This is a genomic window from Chitinophagales bacterium, assembly GCA_019694975.1.
Taxonomy (GTDB): domain Bacteria; phylum Bacteroidota; class Bacteroidia; order Chitinophagales; family UBA10324; genus JACCZZ01.
In genome coordinates, this window is sequence record JAIBAY010000005.1 from 87817 (window position 1) to 106388 (window position 18572).

The 18572-nt window shown below is 44.4% G+C and carries 17 protein-coding genes; 11 read left to right on the forward strand and 6 right to left on the reverse strand.

Annotated elements, in window-relative coordinates; translation table 11 throughout:
• Positions 1 to 129: 129 nt before the first annotated feature.
• Positions 130 to 1308, reverse strand: a complete 1179-nt coding sequence (locus tag K1X61_10755) for an N-acetylmuramoyl-L-alanine amidase (GenBank protein ID MBX7109115.1) — start codon at positions 1306 to 1308, stop codon at positions 130 to 132.
• A 163-nt stretch (positions 1309 to 1471) separates the two neighbouring features.
• Here K1X61_10755 and K1X61_10760 point away from each other — a divergent pair, with 163 nt between their 5' ends.
• On the forward strand, positions 1472 to 3982 hold the full coding sequence (locus tag K1X61_10760; protein ID MBX7109116.1) for a hypothetical protein: 2511 nt from the start codon (positions 1472 to 1474) through the stop codon (positions 3980 to 3982).
• Between the two features lie 68 nt (positions 3983 to 4050).
• Here K1X61_10760 and K1X61_10765 read toward each other — a convergent pair whose 3' ends face one another.
• The gene (locus K1X61_10765) at positions 4051 to 4839 is read right to left on the reverse strand and encodes a DUF4197 domain-containing protein (GenBank protein MBX7109117.1); all 789 of its coding nucleotides are present in this window, start codon (positions 4837 to 4839) and stop codon (positions 4051 to 4053) included.
• 147 nt (positions 4840 to 4986) lie between these two features.
• Here K1X61_10765 and K1X61_10770 point away from each other — a divergent pair, with 147 nt between their 5' ends.
• The 5 genes from K1X61_10770 (at position 4987) to K1X61_10790 (ending at position 9283) form a co-directional block, all read left to right on the forward strand.
• Positions 4987 to 6240 carry a competence/damage-inducible protein A gene (locus tag K1X61_10770; GenBank protein MBX7109118.1) on the forward strand — a complete coding sequence of 418 codons (1254 nt, stop codon included), beginning with the start codon at positions 4987 to 4989 and terminating at the stop codon, positions 6238 to 6240.
• Positions 6241 to 6358: 118 nt separating this feature from the next.
• Entirely contained in the window at positions 6359 to 7651 is a 1293-nt protein-coding gene (locus K1X61_10775; protein MBX7109119.1) for a 2-oxo acid dehydrogenase subunit E2, read from the forward strand.
• 92 nt (positions 7652 to 7743) lie between these two features.
• Positions 7744 to 8178, forward strand: a complete 435-nt coding sequence (locus K1X61_10780; protein MBX7109120.1) for a hypothetical protein — start codon at positions 7744 to 7746, stop codon at positions 8176 to 8178.
• Positions 8179 to 8307: 129 nt separating this feature from the next.
• A complete protein-coding gene (locus K1X61_10785; GenBank protein MBX7109121.1) occupies positions 8308 to 8718 on the forward strand; it encodes a hypothetical protein in 411 nt (136 codons plus the stop codon).
• Complete coding sequence (locus K1X61_10790) at positions 8708 to 9283, forward strand: hypothetical protein (GenBank protein MBX7109122.1); 576 nt, start codon at positions 8708 to 8710, stop codon at positions 9281 to 9283. Before K1X61_10785 ends, K1X61_10790 begins: the two co-directional genes overlap by 11 nt.
• A gap of 150 nt (positions 9284 to 9433) precedes the next feature.
• Here K1X61_10790 and K1X61_10795 read toward each other — a convergent pair whose 3' ends face one another.
• Positions 9434 to 10093 (reverse strand): NUDIX domain-containing protein, encoded by a 660-nt coding sequence (locus K1X61_10795; GenBank protein MBX7109123.1) that lies wholly within the window; start codon positions 10091 to 10093, stop codon positions 9434 to 9436.
• A gap of 134 nt (positions 10094 to 10227) precedes the next feature.
• Here K1X61_10795 and pyrE point away from each other — a divergent pair, with 134 nt between their 5' ends.
• From pyrE to K1X61_10815, 4 genes are all read left to right on the forward strand, one after another.
• On the forward strand, positions 10228 to 10857 hold the full coding sequence (pyrE, locus tag K1X61_10800; GenBank protein MBX7109124.1) for an orotate phosphoribosyltransferase: 630 nt from the start codon (positions 10228 to 10230) through the stop codon (positions 10855 to 10857).
• A complete protein-coding gene (locus K1X61_10805) occupies positions 10818 to 11447 on the forward strand; it encodes a hypothetical protein (protein ID MBX7109125.1) in 630 nt (209 codons plus the stop codon). The genes pyrE and K1X61_10805 overlap by 40 nt, the downstream gene beginning before the upstream one ends.
• A 99-nt stretch (positions 11448 to 11546) precedes the next feature.
• Positions 11547 to 12503: an alpha/beta fold hydrolase gene (locus K1X61_10810; protein MBX7109126.1), complete on the forward strand. Its 957-nt coding sequence runs from the start codon at positions 11547 to 11549 to the stop codon at positions 12501 to 12503.
• Between the two features lie 278 nt (positions 12504 to 12781).
• On the forward strand, positions 12782 to 13831 hold the full coding sequence (locus K1X61_10815; protein MBX7109127.1) for a fatty acid desaturase: 1050 nt from the start codon (positions 12782 to 12784) through the stop codon (positions 13829 to 13831).
• A gap of 100 nt (positions 13832 to 13931) precedes the next feature.
• Here the strand turns inward: K1X61_10815 and K1X61_10820 are convergent, their stop codons facing one another.
• Positions 13932 to 15329, reverse strand: coding sequence for a hypothetical protein (locus K1X61_10820; GenBank protein MBX7109128.1), 1398 nt, complete (start codon positions 15327 to 15329; stop codon positions 13932 to 13934).
• 234 nt (positions 15330 to 15563) lie between these two features.
• On the opposite strand from K1X61_10820, the gene K1X61_10825 reads away from it, so the two are divergent.
• Positions 15564 to 15866 (forward strand): hypothetical protein, encoded by a 303-nt coding sequence (locus tag K1X61_10825; GenBank protein MBX7109129.1) that lies wholly within the window; start codon positions 15564 to 15566, stop codon positions 15864 to 15866.
• Positions 15867 to 15889: 23 nt separating this feature from the next.
• On the opposite strand, the gene K1X61_10830 is transcribed toward K1X61_10825, so the two are convergent.
• On the reverse strand, positions 15890 to 16621 hold the full coding sequence (locus K1X61_10830) for a hypothetical protein (protein ID MBX7109130.1): 732 nt from the start codon (positions 16619 to 16621) through the stop codon (positions 15890 to 15892).
• A 183-nt stretch (positions 16622 to 16804) separates the two neighbouring features.
• On the reverse strand, positions 16805 to 18403 hold the full coding sequence (locus K1X61_10835; GenBank protein ID MBX7109131.1) for a M1 family metallopeptidase: 1599 nt from the start codon (positions 18401 to 18403) through the stop codon (positions 16805 to 16807).
• Between the last annotated feature and the right edge of the window lie 169 nt (positions 18404 to 18572).

Genomic DNA, 18572 nt, shown 5'->3' on the forward strand with positions numbered 1-18572 from the left:
GTGATGGGTAAGTTATTTGACCATGATTGCAATCGTCACGGAATACTTCCCCGTAATAGTCTGTCAGGGAGCTGTTACTTTTTGCTGCAAATTGATGGCGGCTTCACTTATAGTAGTGCTGCGACTCATTTATGGTAATTCATTGAGCGGTATACGCTTGCCATCTCTGTAAGCAACCACGAAGGCATCTTTAAATCCCTTTTTGCGCAAGGCAGCGAGACGCGTTTGCGTTTCAGCCATATCAATATAGTTACCCACCATGTAACGGTTTATATTATGGTCGCTCTTATCGTTGGAAATATCCTTAATACCGGCAAAGCGCGGGTCGCTTAAAGGAATATCCTTTTCAGACGCAGCAATCTGAATCCGGTATATGACTGATGGCTGCGTTCCCTGATGGCTACCTGCATCAGCCACCACCTTTTTCTGTTGCGAAATGGAATCCTCAAGTGTTTTTTGCACTGTAAGCTCTGTGCCGGCTGAATCCGCCAATGCATCCTTACGATCGTGCTGCACCAGGGCGAGCTGACTGTAATCGCTTTCGATTTCCGCTTTGTAAAGTGCAACTGCCTGTAAGATGGAAAACGCAATCTCATTCTGACCGGCAGCGGAGTTAAGATACTTTTCCTCTTCCCTGTTCGTAAGAAACCCTGACTCAATAAGGATAGATGGCATGGTAGTGCGCCATAGCACCAGAAACCCGGCCTGCTTCACGCCACGTGTCAGGCGGCCATCTTTCACAAACTCATCCTCTACTTTGGAAGCGAGATTGATGCTTTGATCGATGTGTGCATTCTGATTCATAGAAAGGATGATATACCCTTCCGGAGAGTTGGGATCAAAGCCGTCATAGTTTTCCTGGTAGTTATCTTCCAGCATGATAACGTCATTTTCCCTTTTAGATACCTCTAGGTTACCTCCTGACTTATGCAAACCCATCAGCCATGTTTCCGTGCCATAAGCCGTTGTTGATTTGCTGGCATTACAATGTATGGAGATAAACAAATCAGCGTTGACGCGATTGGCAATATTAGCCCGTTCATACAACTCAATGAATGTATCCGTTTGCCGGGTGTAAACAACGTTGATGCCGGGATAGGTTTTTTTTATCAGCGCACCCAATTTCAGGACCAGTGCCAGCGTTACGTTTTTCTCATAAGAAGAAACGCCACGGCAACCTGTATCATGGCCTCCATGCCCCGCATCCAGCACAACCGTTTTAAATTTGTAATCAGCACCGGATTGTGCCTGCGCAGCAAGACTCCAGCAAAAGGTAATGAGCAGTATGATAAGAATAGACCGTTTCACTAATGGAGTGCTTTGTAGTAGCTTTGGTGCAAAAATCAGCATTAAACGCAAAGTTATACCTGATATTTTTTTGAAAAAGAGATATAGCCCTCAAGGTTTCCCCATCTTTTTGTTAATACTGTGTCTGCTGTATGCAGATGCGGACACCAGCCGCGCCGCCTGCATGCAACAGGTTATTGATGAAAAGCAAAACATTACTTTAATCGCAGATACTATTGCAAGACTTGCCATCACCGATTCTCTCCATGCTGACCCTGATACAACGCTTGCGGTAAAGATATCTTCAGACGGCCTCGATGCTCAGGTGAGGTATAAAGCACGCGATACCATTTGCTACGACTTAACGAATCAACGGGTGTACCTTATAGGTGCCGCACAGGTTCAGTACAAAGACATAACGCTGACAGCAGACTCCATCATCTTCGACTGGCAAAACAGCATTGTGATTGCCATGGGAAGAAAAGACAGCAGCGGGCGCCTCGCCAACCGTCCGGTGTTTTCGCAGGGCGATAGAAAATATGATGCACAGGAAATTCATTACAACTTTAAAACCAACAAAGGAAAGATCAGCGAAATACTGACACAGGAAGATGAAGGATTTATCAGGAGCAGTGTGGTGAAAAGGATGCCCAATGAAGTGTTATTCGGCAAAAATAATATCTATACCACCTGCAACAAAGATCATCCTCACTTCTATATCGCTTCGTCAAAAATTGAAGTCATTCCGGGCAAGTCCATCGTATCCGGGCCGGCAAACCTCGTAGTGGCCGATGTACCCACGCCGCTATTTTTGCCATTCGGCATCTTTCCATTGAATGCCAAACGAAAGTCGGGCATCATATTCCCGGAATACGGTGAAGATAAAAACCGCGGTTTCTTCCTCAGGAACGGCGGTTATTATTTTGGCATCAGCGATAACGTGGACCTTGCGCTCACTGCAGATATCTATTCACGCGGTTCATGGAAAGCCGTTGCGGCCAGCAGGTTTAACAAGCGATACAAATTTAACGGCGATGTGAGGATGACTTTTGCCAATGAACGTGCCTTCAGTAATGAAATCAATGATTTTACATCCAACAAACAGTTTAACATTGCCGCCCGCTATAACCAGGACGGAAAAGCGAAACCCAACAGTCACTTCGGTGCCAACATCAATTTCGGGACATCAGGGTTTAACAAACTTTTCGCCTCCAACACAAACTTCAACTATCTGAATAACACCTATCAGTCATCCATCTCTTATTCACAGACGATTCCATATTCACCGTTCAATTTCACGGTTTCCGCCAATCATTCACAAAGCACGCTTTCTCACCTCGTAAGCGTTTCTCTGCCCACTGTTGCATTCAACATGAATACCATCTATCCCTTCCGCAGACAGGCAGGTATTGGCAGTGAACGGTGGTATGAAAAGATCGGATTTTCCTATACGATGAATGCGCAGAACCAGGTGGCCAATGCCGATTCATTATTTTTTTCCGCACAGACCTTAAAGAATCTGCAATCCGGTATGCGGCATAACATTCCCGTCAGCGCACCATTTCAGATGCTGAAACACCTGACTGTAACACCTGCATTTAACTATACCGAATCATGGTCGCTGCAAACCACCCGTCAAACATGGAACCCTGATTCGAATCAAATTGATTACGACACTATCCGGAGTTTTGCCGCAACACGTGAATTCAATCTATCCATAAGTACCTCTACCAGGGTGTATGGCGTCGTCAACTTCAAAAAGGGGAAAGTGAAAGCGATCCGCCACGTAGTAACACCAAGCCTTGGCTTTTCTTACCATCCTGACTTCAGCGATCCGAAATGGAATACCTATAAGACAGTGCAATATGATGCAGAAGGAAACACACAACGTTATTCGTTGTTCAGTGATGCGATCTACCAGGGGCCGGGCCAGGGGGAATCGGGAAGCATCAATTTTTCACTGGGAAATACGCTGGAAATGAAGGTCTTCTCAAAGAAAGACACACTGCAGCAAACAAAGAAAGTAAAGTTGCTTGATGCACTGAATCTTGGAGCATCCTATAACCTGGCGGCAGATTCGCTGAACTTGTCCATCATCTCTATCACAGGCCGGACAAAACTTTTCGATAAGTTCGATATCAATTTTGGTTCGCGTTTCGACCCATATATCATTGACAGCACGGGCAGAAGATTAAACCGTTTTGAATGGAATGAAAACAACCGGCTGGCAAGATTAACCAATGCGAATCTCAGCATTGGAACTTCCTTTCAGTCGAAGCAAAGCGTTAAGCAGGAACTGACTCAGGACCAGGAATCGTATCTCGCCGCTTCAATGAATCAGTACGTAAGTTTTGAAGTGCCATGGAATCTTAATCTGGCTTACAGCCTTTTTCTGCAATCGATTAACACTGCAGAAGGCAACGACTCACTCACCTTTAATCAGACACTCAATATCAGTGGCGGATTGAACCTCACCAAAAACTGGAAACTCACGATGAGCACTTCCTATGATTTTGTGAATCATAAATTCCCGACTGCAGCACTTGGCATCTATCGCGATCTGCACTGCTGGGAGATGAGTATTCAATGGGTGCCCTTCGGCATACGGCCGAGTTATAGTTTTGTGTTAAGGGTTAAAGCCTCCGTGTTGCAGGATCTGAAACTTCCGAAGCGAAGTGACTGGAATGAGTTCTAAGCATCATCTGGCCCGCTTGCCTTGTTCTTTGATGCTGACCGCCTGCTGCAAGATAATCAACCGGCCTTTCAGTGTTTTCCGAACACCGATTCAATCAGACTATTCGCTGTTCCGGCAGGGTCTTTCCTGATTTTTGCTTCTTCCGCTGCCATTGTATAAAATAAGCCGTCAAGCGCTTTTTGGGTTACATATTTGTCAAGATCAGGGTTCACCGGTTGAACGAAGGGAAGCTTATTATAGGTGCCGAATACATCGCTCCAGTATTTTGTAGCTTCCGTTTTATCGAGCGCTTTGCTGATTACCGGCGAAAACTGCTGTGTCAGCTGTGCAGAGGTAGTTTTTTTCAGATACTGTGTCGCGGCATCTTTTGGCCCCTTCACCAACCCTACAGCATCATTCACTGACATGCTTTTTATTGCACTGATAAATATTGGCGCTGCATCTTTGGCCGCTTCTTCTGCAGCCCGGTTCATACTCAGCAAAGCCTTGTCCACTTCACTGCCCAGTCCGATGGAACGAAGTTTTGTTTCTACCATCTTGACATCGGGAGGCAATAAAATCTTTATTGCCTGGTTCTTAAAAAACCCATCCTTGGCTGACAGTATCGTTGAGCTGTTAATGGCACTGACACTGAGTGCCTCCTTTAATCCGTTAACCATGTTATCGCTGCCCAAGCCTGACAAAGCATCTGTGATATTATCTTCCGCAGAAGATGTATTACCGGTTGTTGAAGGAACTGTTGTGGTGGCACCCGGCCTTGTTGATTGCGATGTGGAAGATGAGGGATGGGCTACCTGTGCAAGGGAAGAACAGTACCAACCAATAACCAAGAAAATGGAGAGCGGAAACCTTATCATGATTTTTGTTTAGTGCCGAAATTATCAAAATCATGCCAATTGTTGGAATGAAGTTCATTGTTATAGCGTAACGCCGGTATTATATTGATACGGTGATGTAACTTGCCTCGCGCTGGATTGATACAATCCGGTACATCTTTACAAACCATGAATGCAACCATTATCACTATAGGCGACGAATTGCTTATCGGGCAGGTAGTCGATACGAACTCCGCCTGGATGGGCCAGGAACTAAATAAAATTGGTGTATTTGTCATCCGGAAAATTGCCGTTGGCGATGATAAAAATGAAATCATCTCGGCATTGCATGAAGCTCACAGCCTCAGCGATCTGATACTCATTACCGGAGGGCTCGGGCCAACCAGGGATGATATCACGAAGCACACACTGTGTGAATACTTTAATACAAGGCTGGTATTCCACGAAGAAATTTTTGCTCTGGTGAAAGGTTTTTTTGATCGTTATAAACGGCCAATGCCGGCAAGTAACCGCGGGCAGGCCGAGCTGCCTGAAAGCTGCATACCAATCATCAACAATAATGGCACTGCCCCGGGCATGTGGTTTGACCATGAAGGAAAAGTTTACGTTTCCATGCCCGGCGTACCATGGGAAATGAAACTGATGATGACGGACAAAGTGCTGCCTGAAATAAAAAAACGGTTCAGGATACCTTTCATTCTTCACAAAACCATCCTGACACAAGGAATCGGCGAATCCTACCTGGCTGAAAAAATACAGGATATTGAAGAAGCATTTCCACCCGGCTTCAAACTGGCTTACCTCCCCTATCTCTCTTCCGTTCGGTTACGCATCACAGCACGCGGCGATGACCGCGCCTACCTGGAACAAACTATCAATCAGCTGACCCAACAGCTAAAAAACAGAATCTCGGAATTCATCTGGGGTTATGACGATGAAGTGCTGGAAGCAGTTGTAGGCGATTTGCTGAGAAAGCGTAAGGCAACGGTGAGTACGGCAGAGAGTTGCACCGGTGGATTGATTGCTTACCGGATCACTTCGGTGCCGGGCGCTTCAGATTATTTTTCAGGCAGCATCATCAGTTACGCCGATAACGTCAAACACAACCTGTTAGGTGTCAGCAATGAGACATTGCTGCAATATGGAGCCGTGAGCGAAGCAACCGTTTGTGAGATGGCTCAGGGTGTGCTTTCGAAAATGAAAACGAGCTATGCCATTGCCGTTTCCGGTATTGCAGGTCCTGACGGAGGTACTGATGAAAAGCCCGTCGGTACAGTTTGGATAGCTATAGCAGGAAGTGCAAAAACGGTTGCCCGGAAATTTCTTTTCTCCGGCAACCGCGAAAGGAACATGGAGTTAACTTCGATCAATGCTTTGAACATGCTTAGAAAATTTTTACTGGATCCGGAATTTTCCGCCTGAAGCAAAATCAGTTTGTTGATCAAAAACGATAATCATCACTTTGCTTCAATTCCGTCGCGTTTGATTAATCCCCCGTTTCGTTTTACATTTGACCACCTCAAAAAAACCGGCAACAACCATGGCAGAAGTGGAATTGATCATGCCCAAGATGGGAGAAAGTATTATGGAAGCAACCATCTTAAAGTGGTTGAAGAATGTAGGTGACAGCATTGCCGTTGATGAACCTGTGCTGGAAATCGCCACCGATAAGGTTGATTCAGAAGTACCTTCCACGCATGCAGGTAAACTGAGTAAGATATTCTACCAGGTTAATGATGTTGTGCCTGTTGGTAAAGTGATTGCTTTGCTTGAAACAGATGCATCGGTTTCTCCAAAACCGGTCACACCGGTCTCTTCACCGGTCGTTCAGGAAAATAAACAACCGGTTGTAAAATCAACAGAAGCTGCAGCACAACCTGTTCAGCCTGCCGTTACGGTAGGCAGGTTTTATTCTCCTTTGGTATTGAATATAGCCAGAAGTGAAAATATTGCCATGTCGGTGCTTGACACAATTGCGGGAACCGGTGAAGGCGGACGCGTTACGAAGAAAGATATCCTGAACTTTGTTCAGCAAGGTGGATCAAAAACCACTGTGCCGGTGCCAGAGAAAACAGCAAGTGGACCAGTGCCCACACCAGCGGCACCTGCTGTTGCTGTCAGCGGAAATGTGGAAATTATTGAGATGGACCGCATGCGCAAAATGATTGCTGATCACATGGTGATGAGCAAGCGTACCTCAGCCCATGTTACCAGCTTCGTGGAAGCGGATGTTACGAATCTCGTATTGTGGCGCGATCGTGTGAAAAAAGACTTTGAAAAACGCGAAGGCGAGAAAATCACCTTCACACCGCTCTTTATTGAAGCTGTTGTGAAAGCACTTAAAGATTTTCCATTGGTCAACTCATCCACCAACGGTACGCAGATCATCCGCAAAAAGGATATCAACATCGGTATGGCAGCTGCATTACCCAGCGGTAACCTGATTGTGCCTGTAATTAAAAATGCAGACACTAAAAATCTAGTTGGGCTTACAAAAGAGGTGAATGATCTTGCGAAGCGCGCCAGGGCAGGCCAGCTGAAGCCACATGAAATTGAAGGCGGCACCTTCACGCTTACCAATGTCGGCACGTTTGGTAACCTGATGGGCACACCCATTATCAATCAGCCACAAGTTGCCATCATGGCCACCGGCGCCATTAAGAAAAAACCTGCGGTGCTTGAAACAACACAAGGTGATGTGATTGCCATCCGGCATATGATGTTTCTTTCTTTGTCTTATGATCACCGGATTGTGGATGGTGCATTGGGCGGATCATTCCTGAGAAAAGTTGCGGATTACCTTGAGTCATTTGACCCGAAACGTGAATACTAAGGCCAATGTGTGTCTGCAAAAGCAGCATGATTTAAAAGTTAAGTGCATCATTCAAGAATACTGTTCATTTACAAAAACCTGAATCAATTTTTATGGACCCATGGTATGATCACCTGAAAGAAGTGCACGCCTACTGGCGATGGATAATCCTCGCTCTGGCTGTGATCGTTGTGATAAAATACCTGGCAGGCTGGCTAGGCAAGAAGAATTTCAATGCATGGGATAACAGGCTCAGCTTATTCTTTGTAACCGCCATGGATATTCAGCTGCTGTTCGGCCTGGCGCTTTACTTCTTTTTAAGTCCGGTTACTACGCATGCCTTAAAGTCCGCTGAAAATATTATGAGTGATGCCGGTGTACGGTTTGCCGTAGTTGAACATCCATTTACCATGTTGCTGGCTATTGTCCTTGCGCATGTTGGACGGATTATGGTTAAAAAGATGCCAACGGATGACACTAAATTCAAGCGCGGCACCATCCTCTTCGGATTGTCACTCCTATTCATGCTTGCACGCATGCCCTGGTAAGTTTCCGTTTTATCCCTCATTACTGTGCATCGCCGACCCAGGTCTTCACATACGGCTGGAAACTGTGTAAGGGGTCATCTCCTGTTATAGCGCAATTATTTTTTATATTCACCATCACAACGTGATGCCATGCCACCCTGGATGAAACGTGCGTTCATTATCTGTGTTATTATAGCACTCATCCTGCTGATCATGAATTATTTTAAAAAGGATGCCGGCATAGAAAAAATTATGCAGAAACTGGATTCTACCAGGTTGCTGCTCGACAGTGCGCAGGCTAAAATTCATACTTCGCAAAGGCTGATCACCAACCTTCAGGCCGACGTTGACTCCTATTCGCAACAGGTAAGAGAATCGGATAATAGTGTGGCGGCCCTGGAGGCAAGCCGCAACTACCGCGAAAATGAATTCCTCCGCAAAATTGCCAAATCGCAGCAGGGCTATGAAGTTTTCAAACAACAGCTGCATCAGCGTGCCCGGACCAACTGGCCTGTCATAACGATAGACACCTCACATTTTAAATTTCCTGATGAGCATTAGATCGGTCATATTATCATTATTTATTGCTTTGTTGATTGAATCGCCTGTCAATGCACAGGAGTTGTCGGATCCATTCTGCAATGACAGTTCCTACCGTGTTCTATTGCGCGTGGCAGGTGATAATATTCATGTATCCTGCGATACGGTTTACCTGCTTAACAAAGCGACATTCAGCCTCTTACATGGATCTTACCTGGATTATCAGCAACAAAGCAATTTAATTTCATCATTCACCGATTCTGTAGAACGGTATGTCTCCATCTATAAGGATCATGTGCAGGAACAGCAGGCACAATTTGATACATTGGGATTATACTATCACCGGCTATCTGATTCATCAAAATTATTGGTGAATAATGCCAATGCAAAGCTACAGGTCATCAACGCCAACCTTGACACAATGCAACATATCATCAGCAATGCTGAAACCAACCTTGCAGATGTCGGGGAAATGGTACACCGTGCAGAAAAGAAAAAATGGCTGTTTGGCGCTATCGGCGGCGCTATTGGATTCAGCCTTGGTTTTATCGTTGCCACCACTGTGGTGCTGCTTGCCACCGATTGAAGCTGCAGCTGCCATTTTCATATTTTAGTTTTTTATCCGCCGGAGCCTCTCCAAAGCAATAGTAATCCGGTAAAGGAAATTATTATCCAGCCAAATATTGCGTGACCCGTAATGCAGGTCGAAAGTTTGGATCGCGTAAAGAATACAGGCTCAATATTTCATTCCCGATTCGCTGATAACTTCCGCGATAGCAGGATAAGAATTTTTCAGGTGTTCCCTAACCAATTCAGCGGAACTCCACTCTACAGTTGCTATATCCTCTTCCGCCTGTGGCTTTGGTGTTCGGCGATCCTTGCTCATCATTTTAAACCAGTAAGTCGCCTTTAACATCTTCCTTCCATTCAAATCATAGGTATGATAGGTGCATGGCTGTTTATTGAAAAGAAATTTTACCGGCCTGATAATCTTCAGCGCAGATACACCTGTTTCTTCTTCAATCTCACGGATGGCTGCATGTTTTATTGTTTCTCCTTCATCCAGCTTGCCCTTTGGCAAATCCCACTTGCCACGCCGGTAAATCATCAGCAGCCTGCCATCTTCATTGAATACTACACCACCGGCTGCATGAATCAGTTGATGTGTATCAAAAAATGCTTTTTCCATGGCAACAGATGAATCATCTACCAGCAACAGATTAGTTCCTGCTGCAGATGATGCTAACTGAGCAACCAGTTCTTCCCTCATGGGCGTGCCTTTGAAATTCATCAGGGTAAATTCCTTCCGCTCTTTCTGTAAAGCAGAACAGATTTTCTTAGCCCCGTTTCTACCGGCCAAATAAAGTGTGCTGTTTTGAATAAATATCTTTTTCACTGCTGAATTTTATCTTTTCACATCAATCATCTATCGTTATCAACGGCAGATGTACCAATTCAAAATCGAGTTGTTTATGGCAGGACATTAGTATCTTGCGCAGCAAAAATAAGAGAATGATTGGGTCCGAAAAGATTGCTGAAAAGATGGCCTCGCTGTTACTGCAAATTGATGCCGTTAAACTCAACCTGCAACAGCCTTACACCTGGTCGAGCGGCTGGAAATCTCCCATCTATTGTGATAACCGGCTCACGTTATCGTTTCCTGAAATAAGAACATTTATCAAAGAATCCCTCACTTCGCTTATCCGTGAACATTACCCTGATACGGAATTGCTTGCAGGTGTTGCCACGGCAGGCATTGCACATGGTGTATTGGCCGCAGATGAACTCGGGATTCCTTTCTGTTATGTCCGATCATCAGCCAAAGGACACGGCCTCGGAAACAAGATTGAAGGACTGGCATTGCCCGGACAAAAAGTCCTTGTAGTAGAGGATCTGATTTCTACCGGCGGAAGCAGCCTTGCCGTTGTACATGCGCTGCGCGAAGCAGGTTGTTCGGTAAGCGGACTGATTGCCATTTTTAACTATGGTTTTCCCGTGGCAGAAGAACATATTTTACAAGCCGGATGTACGTTTTATACACTTACCGATTATGCAACACTGGTGAAAGAGGCATACAAAAAAGGGACCGTTGGTGCAGGTGATCTGCAAACGCTTGAACAATGGAGACTTTCACCGTCAACATGGGGAATGCCACAATGATATACGCGATACCATTACTCAATGCGGCCTTTGGATGGTGCATGATCTCCCTGTTATTTTATATGCTGTTCCATCCCGTCCGGAAAAAGAACTTCTTCATCATTGATATGCAAGGATTTGTTCCCAGGAATCTTCCGCAATGGGGACAGCAGGCCTGCGCTTTTGCAGTAACGCAACTGCCGGATTTCGGGAAGCTGAAAGACAACCTGCTGGAAGGCGACAGGCTCAGCAAAATCAACGAAATACTGGATGATAAGGTGGATGATTTTCTTCGTAACAAACTGAAGGATAAGATACCGGTTTTCGGTATGTTTATTACCGAAGGCATGATCAGTAAAATGAAAGAAACGCTGATGAATGAACTTGATCACATGATTCCCGATTTGGTTGGGTTCTTTGCAGATGACCTTCAAAAGAAATTCAACATTGAACGAATGATTACCGCAAAGATGGAACAAATAGATGCCGCATCACTGGAGAAGCTATTCTATTCACATGCTGGCAAAGGTGTGTTGCAGCTCAAGCTTACTGCAGCAATAACAGGCTTACTGCTTGGCATCGTGGAATTGCTACTGATCAGGAACCTGTAAACCGTCAACGAAACAACTTTATGATGCTTTTTCTGTATGTACTATAAGTTAAAGCTCCTTCAATAGATTCACTTTTCAATTTGTAGTTAACCATTGCCATTGCTTGCATCCACATACCGCCCTCCGTTTTACCTGCCCGGAGGTGACCTGCAATCCATCCTGCCTGCCATCAGCAGGATTGTTACAGGCATCAGCTATCGCCGGGAAAGGATCTATACACCGGATCAGGATTTTATAGATATTGACTGGGTGGATCATGAATCCACTAAGGTGGTACTGATCATTCATGGATTGGAAGCTTCTTCAGATACGCCCTATGTGAAAGGCATGGCAAAGGCACTGCATGCGTCGGGCTATCGTGTAGCTGCCATGAATCTGCGCGGGTGCAGTGGTGAAACAAACAGGCTGGTAAGATCCTATCATAGCGGCAGCACCGATGATGTCGGCATTGTGATTGAACATCTGCTGCAGGATAATGGTTGTGAATCACTGATGCTGGTTGGCTTCAGCCTTGGCGGTAACCTCGTACTCAAATACCTGGGCGAAAAAACAAACGTATCCTCCGGCATCAAATGCGCTGTTACGATATCTGTTCCCTGCGACCTCGAGGCTTGTGCTGTACATCTGGACAGCAGGATTCCTTTCCTGTACCGCGATCGTTTTCTCCGCACGCTGAAACAAAAAGCCCTCACAAGGATTGGCCGTCTTCCTTTTTCAATAACACAACAGCAAGTACGCAATATCCGCACGTTTGTTGAATTTGATGACCGATACACGAGCAGGCTATATGGTTTTGAAAACGCTGCTGACTATTACAAACGATGCAGCTCTAAGCAATTCATTCCTTTCATCCGTATTCCCACACTTATCCTGACAGCATTGAATGATCCCTTTTTTACGCCCGCTTGCTTTCCGACAGAAGAATGCAATCAGTCTTCTTCTGTTTTTCTTGAAACACCGGCTGAGGGTGGCCACGTAGGCTTTTGCTGTGGTTTATTCTCTGGGGCTTATTACAGCGAGAGCAGAACACTGGATTTTCTATCTTCTCCACATTAACAACCCGACTTATTTACATTTCAGCACTATGTCTTATTGATGTTTAACAAAGTGCTTTGTTAAAGATCTTTAGAGCAACGGCATTGCACATTGCGCCTGTCTGAATTATTGAATTCCGCTCTCCGATGAGTACTATCATTACATGTAACTTATCCATTACATCAGGTCATTTAACCAATGCATGTGCCGAATACATCAGGAGCATCATAGAAAACACGGAACATTTAGATTACATTTACTAACCTGCCTCCTTATCCTGCATTCATTTCAAATTAATTATGCAAACCTTACGACCGATTACAGACCCGCGCTACTATGAACCCGCGTATAGCACTTATAACAGATTGCTGCTCCGATTTATCTCCGACAAGCGTGACCTGCCTTTTATCAAACTGATCGTCACTATTTCACTTAGCCTGATTCCGCTTGGCATACTGCTGTATGTGCCAGCAATCAATGGCATGCTTTGGTGGACGATTGCCATTGTATATACGCTGCTTAATAACATTCTATTCAAGGGCCCATTCGGGTTAATGTTGCATTGCACCAGTCACAGAAAATTGTTCAACCGGAAGTTCCGATTCCTGAATCACTATCTGCCATGGTTAATCGGGCCCTTTTTCGGGCAAACACCCGAGACCTATTATAGTCATCATATCTGGATGCATCATCCGGAAAATAATCTTGAAAATGACAGAAGCACTACGATGCCCTATCAGCGTGACTCATTATTGCATTTCCTGTATTACTTTCTTGATTTTCTTTTTGTCGGGTTCATCAGGCTCATTAACTATTTCAGGTTAAAGCACCATCCGTCGCTGATCATCAAATGCCTTACAGGTGAGCTTTCATTTCTCTTACTTTGCATTGCACTTTCTTTCATTAACCTTCCTGCAACACTTGTCGTATTTATTGTGCCATTTCTTTTATCGAGACTGGTGATGATGATTGGAAACTGGACACAACATGCATTTATTGCGGCTGAAGATCCTGAAAATCCCTATAAGAATTCGATAACATGCCTGAACACCCGTTTCAACCGGACATGCTGGAACGACGGATACCATGCCTCACACCATATAAGGCAAGGGATGCACTATACACAGCATCCCGATTTCTTTATAAAAAATATCAACCACTATATGGAGAACAAGGCTATCATTTTCCAGGGGATCGGTTACCTGCAGATATTCTGGTACCTGATGCGGGGCGATTATGTTTCGCTGGCAAAAAATGCAGTAAATATTGGTCATACCTTTTCGGGCGATGATGCCTTTATTGCCCACTTAAAGTCACGATGTTTGCCTATTCGGCGAATTTCAGGTTAAATCCAAATGAATCAACCTGTAAATCTTATCATCATAACAGACTCCAATAAACAGGGCATGGAAAGGAGCATGCCGGTTAATATATAAAAGCTATCGACGACTATTCCTCTCCTTTCTCCAATAATTTTTCAAGCAACTGGCCAAGTAAAAGGTCATAACCATGCTGAAATTCACCCAGGTAAAATTTTATTTTAGGTGGCAGGTGCCGCGGATATAATTTACGGATAGATCTGATATCCTTCAGGAGATAGAAGAAATGCGCATATTTATATTTCTTCAGCGAGAGCTTCTGCAACTGTATATAGCGTATGTTGCGTTGCGAGAGCCGTGTAACAAAATCATAATCTTCTGTAAAAGCAAAGAACATGGTTTCCAGCATCCTGATCCTGATCTCATAGTGGAAATAGGTTTGTATGGAGTTTAACGACTTCGCTATGCTGATGTATTCAAACGCTTTTTCCAGCTGTCCGCTCTTCAGATACATTTGTCCGTATTGAATTGCGCCTACCACGCCAGTGCTTTCATGCCTGTTAACAATATAGACTTTGAACAGCGAGTCAAGCATGCGCTGCGCGACGGTAAAATCATTCAGAATCAATGCGAGCTCAATACAGCGGGCAAAGTGATGGAACTGGTTTTTCAGGTGCACCATGTGATGTGCAAAGACATGGCGATAGAGTTCATACGCCTTCTGATGCTCGCTCTTTTCAAAATACATCTCTGCAAAGTGGCATTCAGCTATGCTTTGTTCGAACCGCGGCATTTTTTCAAACCCACCGTACAGCTCTGCAATTTTTCCAAGATACAGGGTACGTTTTTCCGCATTCATTTCCACCAGCCGGTAATAATTCACCAGCACATGGTAAAGCACCACTTTCGGATCAATTGCTTCAACAGTACCAAATTCAAGTTCAAGGTCTTTCACCTCTTTCAGAATTCTGCCGGTGGCACGCGCATCCGGCACCTGTTGCGTAAGTTTGTTAAGCCGCGCGAATAAGATCTTTGCCCGCACTTCCAGCTCCCTTGCCGGTTTGTTTTCTGTTACCGTTAACAGATAAGACTGTGCATTCTCATCCACAAATTTTTCATCAAAATATCTTGCCGGCACATTGATGGAAAAATTAAACAGGGCACTGGCATACTTTTCCCGGGCTTCCGGTGTAAAATGCTGGAGTTCCGGTTTAGACGACAGATGCCTTATCTCGTGAAACAGATGGCGGAACATAAATTTCTTACTGAGGAAATTCAATTGTTCGAGCTCATCTTCACCGGCAAGCGTCCGGTATGCTTTTTTAAGCACAACAGTGCTTATTTTATCGTAGTGAGAAGAAGTAAGGCCAAGCTTTCTTAACATTCCTGGCTTAGAAAATTCTTCAATAGCAGGTTGTTCAATGATGGTCTGTAATACAAGTTTTTCTTTGCCTGAAAGCGGCATTTGCTTCAGCATCCCAAGCTCCTCTTCATTTAAAAACCTTACAAACGAAACCAATAGCGACATATCATCCCATTTTCAGAATAACCCATCTTTTTTTAGCTGCTTCCAATGCTATATAATAAGCTATGCAAGTCATTTGGTACAACAACATTTTTCTGAATATGTTTCATATGGCCTGCACAGTTCTTTCAAATTCCCTCTCGTAAGAATAATAAATTTGACAGTATTATTTTATGAAATTCTGAAAATACCGCGATAATTCATCGGTCGGTAAATTGCCTGGCAGCGTTAACATCTTTGAATACTCCAAAAATCAACCATCATCGCAGTAAAGTAGTCCATCAACGCTTCGTAAAAGTCGTGGCCTTAGGCCGCAGAGTTCTCCTTTCTCATCAGAAACAGCCCTTTAGCCTAATGCATTACAGTGATAATGATTGCCATAATGGTGAAATCTGCGATCAGTTTAAGCTACTTTTCAATGCCTTTCAGATGGACTTTGGAGAGAAAATCCATGCAATGTGGCAAAGCAATAGTCAGGGAAGCCTATCCCTTCCAAATGGAAAAGGTGAAAATCAAAACGGAGCTGCGGATGGTGACTGATTTTTTGCGTAACCGATTAAGGGTCAGTCTGCTTTGAAGTAGGCTGTTTGCGTGGATATGCTCTGCGTTTTGTCGCTGACCTTTTTCTTAAAGGTGACGGCACCAAATGCAACATAAAACAGCGGACTTTTAGCTCCATACTCCGGCAACACTGTTCCGTCAATCAGTTTGATGCCTTTATAGTTGAGGAAATCGTAGATGTAGTATTTGAAACGGAGATACTGCCCTTTTGGGAAATGCACTTCCGCCAGTAAAGATGGATTGAAAATATTGACACTGTTATCAAACCAGTTAAGGGTCTTGTTTTTAGAATCTCCTTCAAAGATTTTGCGCTTGTAAACGAACATCACTTCCGCTTCCGCGCCTGCTGAGAAATAAGTACCCTCCTTCATGTCGCCCAGTTTAAACAGCAAAGGCAAGCCCAGTGAATAGGACCGCTCCTTAATAGTTGCTGTTTTATAATACGATGTTCCGGCATCATCAAAATTATAGTCCACTTTGCTGATTAATCCAACATTACGGAAGCCCAGCCCTGTATATATGCCAAAGGCACGGCTGAAATCAAAATGCAGCTGTTCCTGGAAATTAAGAACCGGCGACCAGCGAAGTACAGGATGTATGTCCGCATCACCGGCATCCACCGTACCAATGGAAAATATTGATTCGCCGGCAGAAGCGAGATAATAGTTTTGCGCAGATACACGGAACGAAATAAATTGAACACAGCACAGGATGAGTAAAAAAAACCGGCTCATAAAGATTTGATTTTCGTGAAAAATAGTTAAAGTAATTGATGAGAACAGCAGTAAGACGAAAAGCGGTCACTGAAGTTACAGACCTGATTTGTTTTTCGGTTGCCGTTTATGCTATTACAGCCATTAACCGTCAGGATGAAATGAGAAATAAAGATCATCCCTGCCAGGCACAAAGCAATAAGCCTACTTCAGTTCCTGCTTTTTCACATAAAACATATCAGTATTAACATCAAAATTTCCTGCGTCCAACCCTTTAATAGTAACTGTCTGCCAGTCATTGGTGGCATTTAATCGAATAAAGGTCTTTGTCACTGTCCCGAAAACTGACTGGTAGCTGTCGGTAACCTCCACCGGCATGTTGAAATCCGCAACATCCGTATGCCAGCGATACTCCAGCCGTGTATCCTTTCCCTTTTGCCGGGCACGGTATTCAAGCACTGGCGGAGAAGGATACCGAAGATACTGATTGAAGAAAAAAGTATAGTCTTTTCCCACCGACTGGCAGATATAAGCAATCAATTGATCAGTGGTGATTGTCTGCATGCTGAAATGAAGCTGAATACCTTTCAGCACACTGAAAAACAGGCTATCATTATTGAGTACACTACGAAATGTATGCAGCATCCAGCTTCCTTTGTTATACATGTCATTGTCATTCTCAGTACCCTGGAAATTGACATTATAGGGTCCAATGATCGGATACTTGTCTGATATGCTCCATCGTTGTCCGACCAGGTATTTTATGGCAGCATCCTTTCCTTGTGTACATTCAACATAGAGCGGCTCGGAATATGCTGCAAAAGATTCATGAATCCACAACTCCGCCACATCACTGCAGGAGACATTATTGCCCCACCATTCATGGGCGCTTTCATGCACGATGATGTAATCGAAGCCCTGTTTGTTATTCTGATAATTATTGCCGTAAGCTATGGCTCCCTGATGTTCCATACCCCAGTAATTCGTTTCTACCAACGCATAACCATCTCTGGGAAAAGGATATGGCCCGAAATAATATTCAAAACATGCCATCATCAGTTTAACCTGTTCAAAATGCTGGCTGGAAGATCGTTCATTGCCGGCCAGCACATAGTAATCCAGCGGCAACGTGTCATGATCGTGCATGTATTCATCGTGCCAGTGCGTATAGTTTGCCAGGTTGAATGTGACATTGTAGTTGTTGATCGGGTAACTGACAAACCAGTTCCAGGTAACGGTACCATCCGTGTTTACTTTATTGTTACGCAAATTTCCGTTGGAAACACACATCAGCCCGGAAGGGACGGTAAATGACATGGACATACTATCAGGCTCATCACTCAGGTGGTCCTTGCATGGCCACCACAGGGAAGCGCCTGTTCCTTCGCAGGCAACGCCAACCCAATCAAGCCCTGACGCATCCTTCTTCCAAACGAAACCACCGTCCCATGGCGGAGATTTGGCAATCATAGGTGAGCCGGAATAGAAACAGGTAATAGCGCCGTTATCCCCCCTTTTTTGCTGTTGAGGAAATCTTACGATCACCGCATCAGCATCTCTGCGGTACTTCAATTCCAAATTATTATAAAGGATCTTTTCAATTTTCATTTTAGCGAATAAATCAATCTGCATCGAGTCAAAATCATTTGCAACCCTGTAGCTGATGGTATTACTACCTGTGATATAATGTCTTTTCACATCCACCTTCAGCTGCAAATCGTAAAACATTACATCATAGCACGCACGCGTGGGCGACAACATACCGCGTAATGTATCCGCATGCGTGAACTTTGTTGTTTGCATTGTTTGAGCCATGCTCCGCGAAAAGCTCATGAGTTGCAACAGCATAGCGGCTGGCAATAGCATTCTGATAATAAGTCTGCTCCCTGACAGGCAGTCGGCACGGCCGGGAAAAACCGTCTTATCTCTTATGAAAACCTTATTCATTCTTAATTGTCTACTCATAGTACCT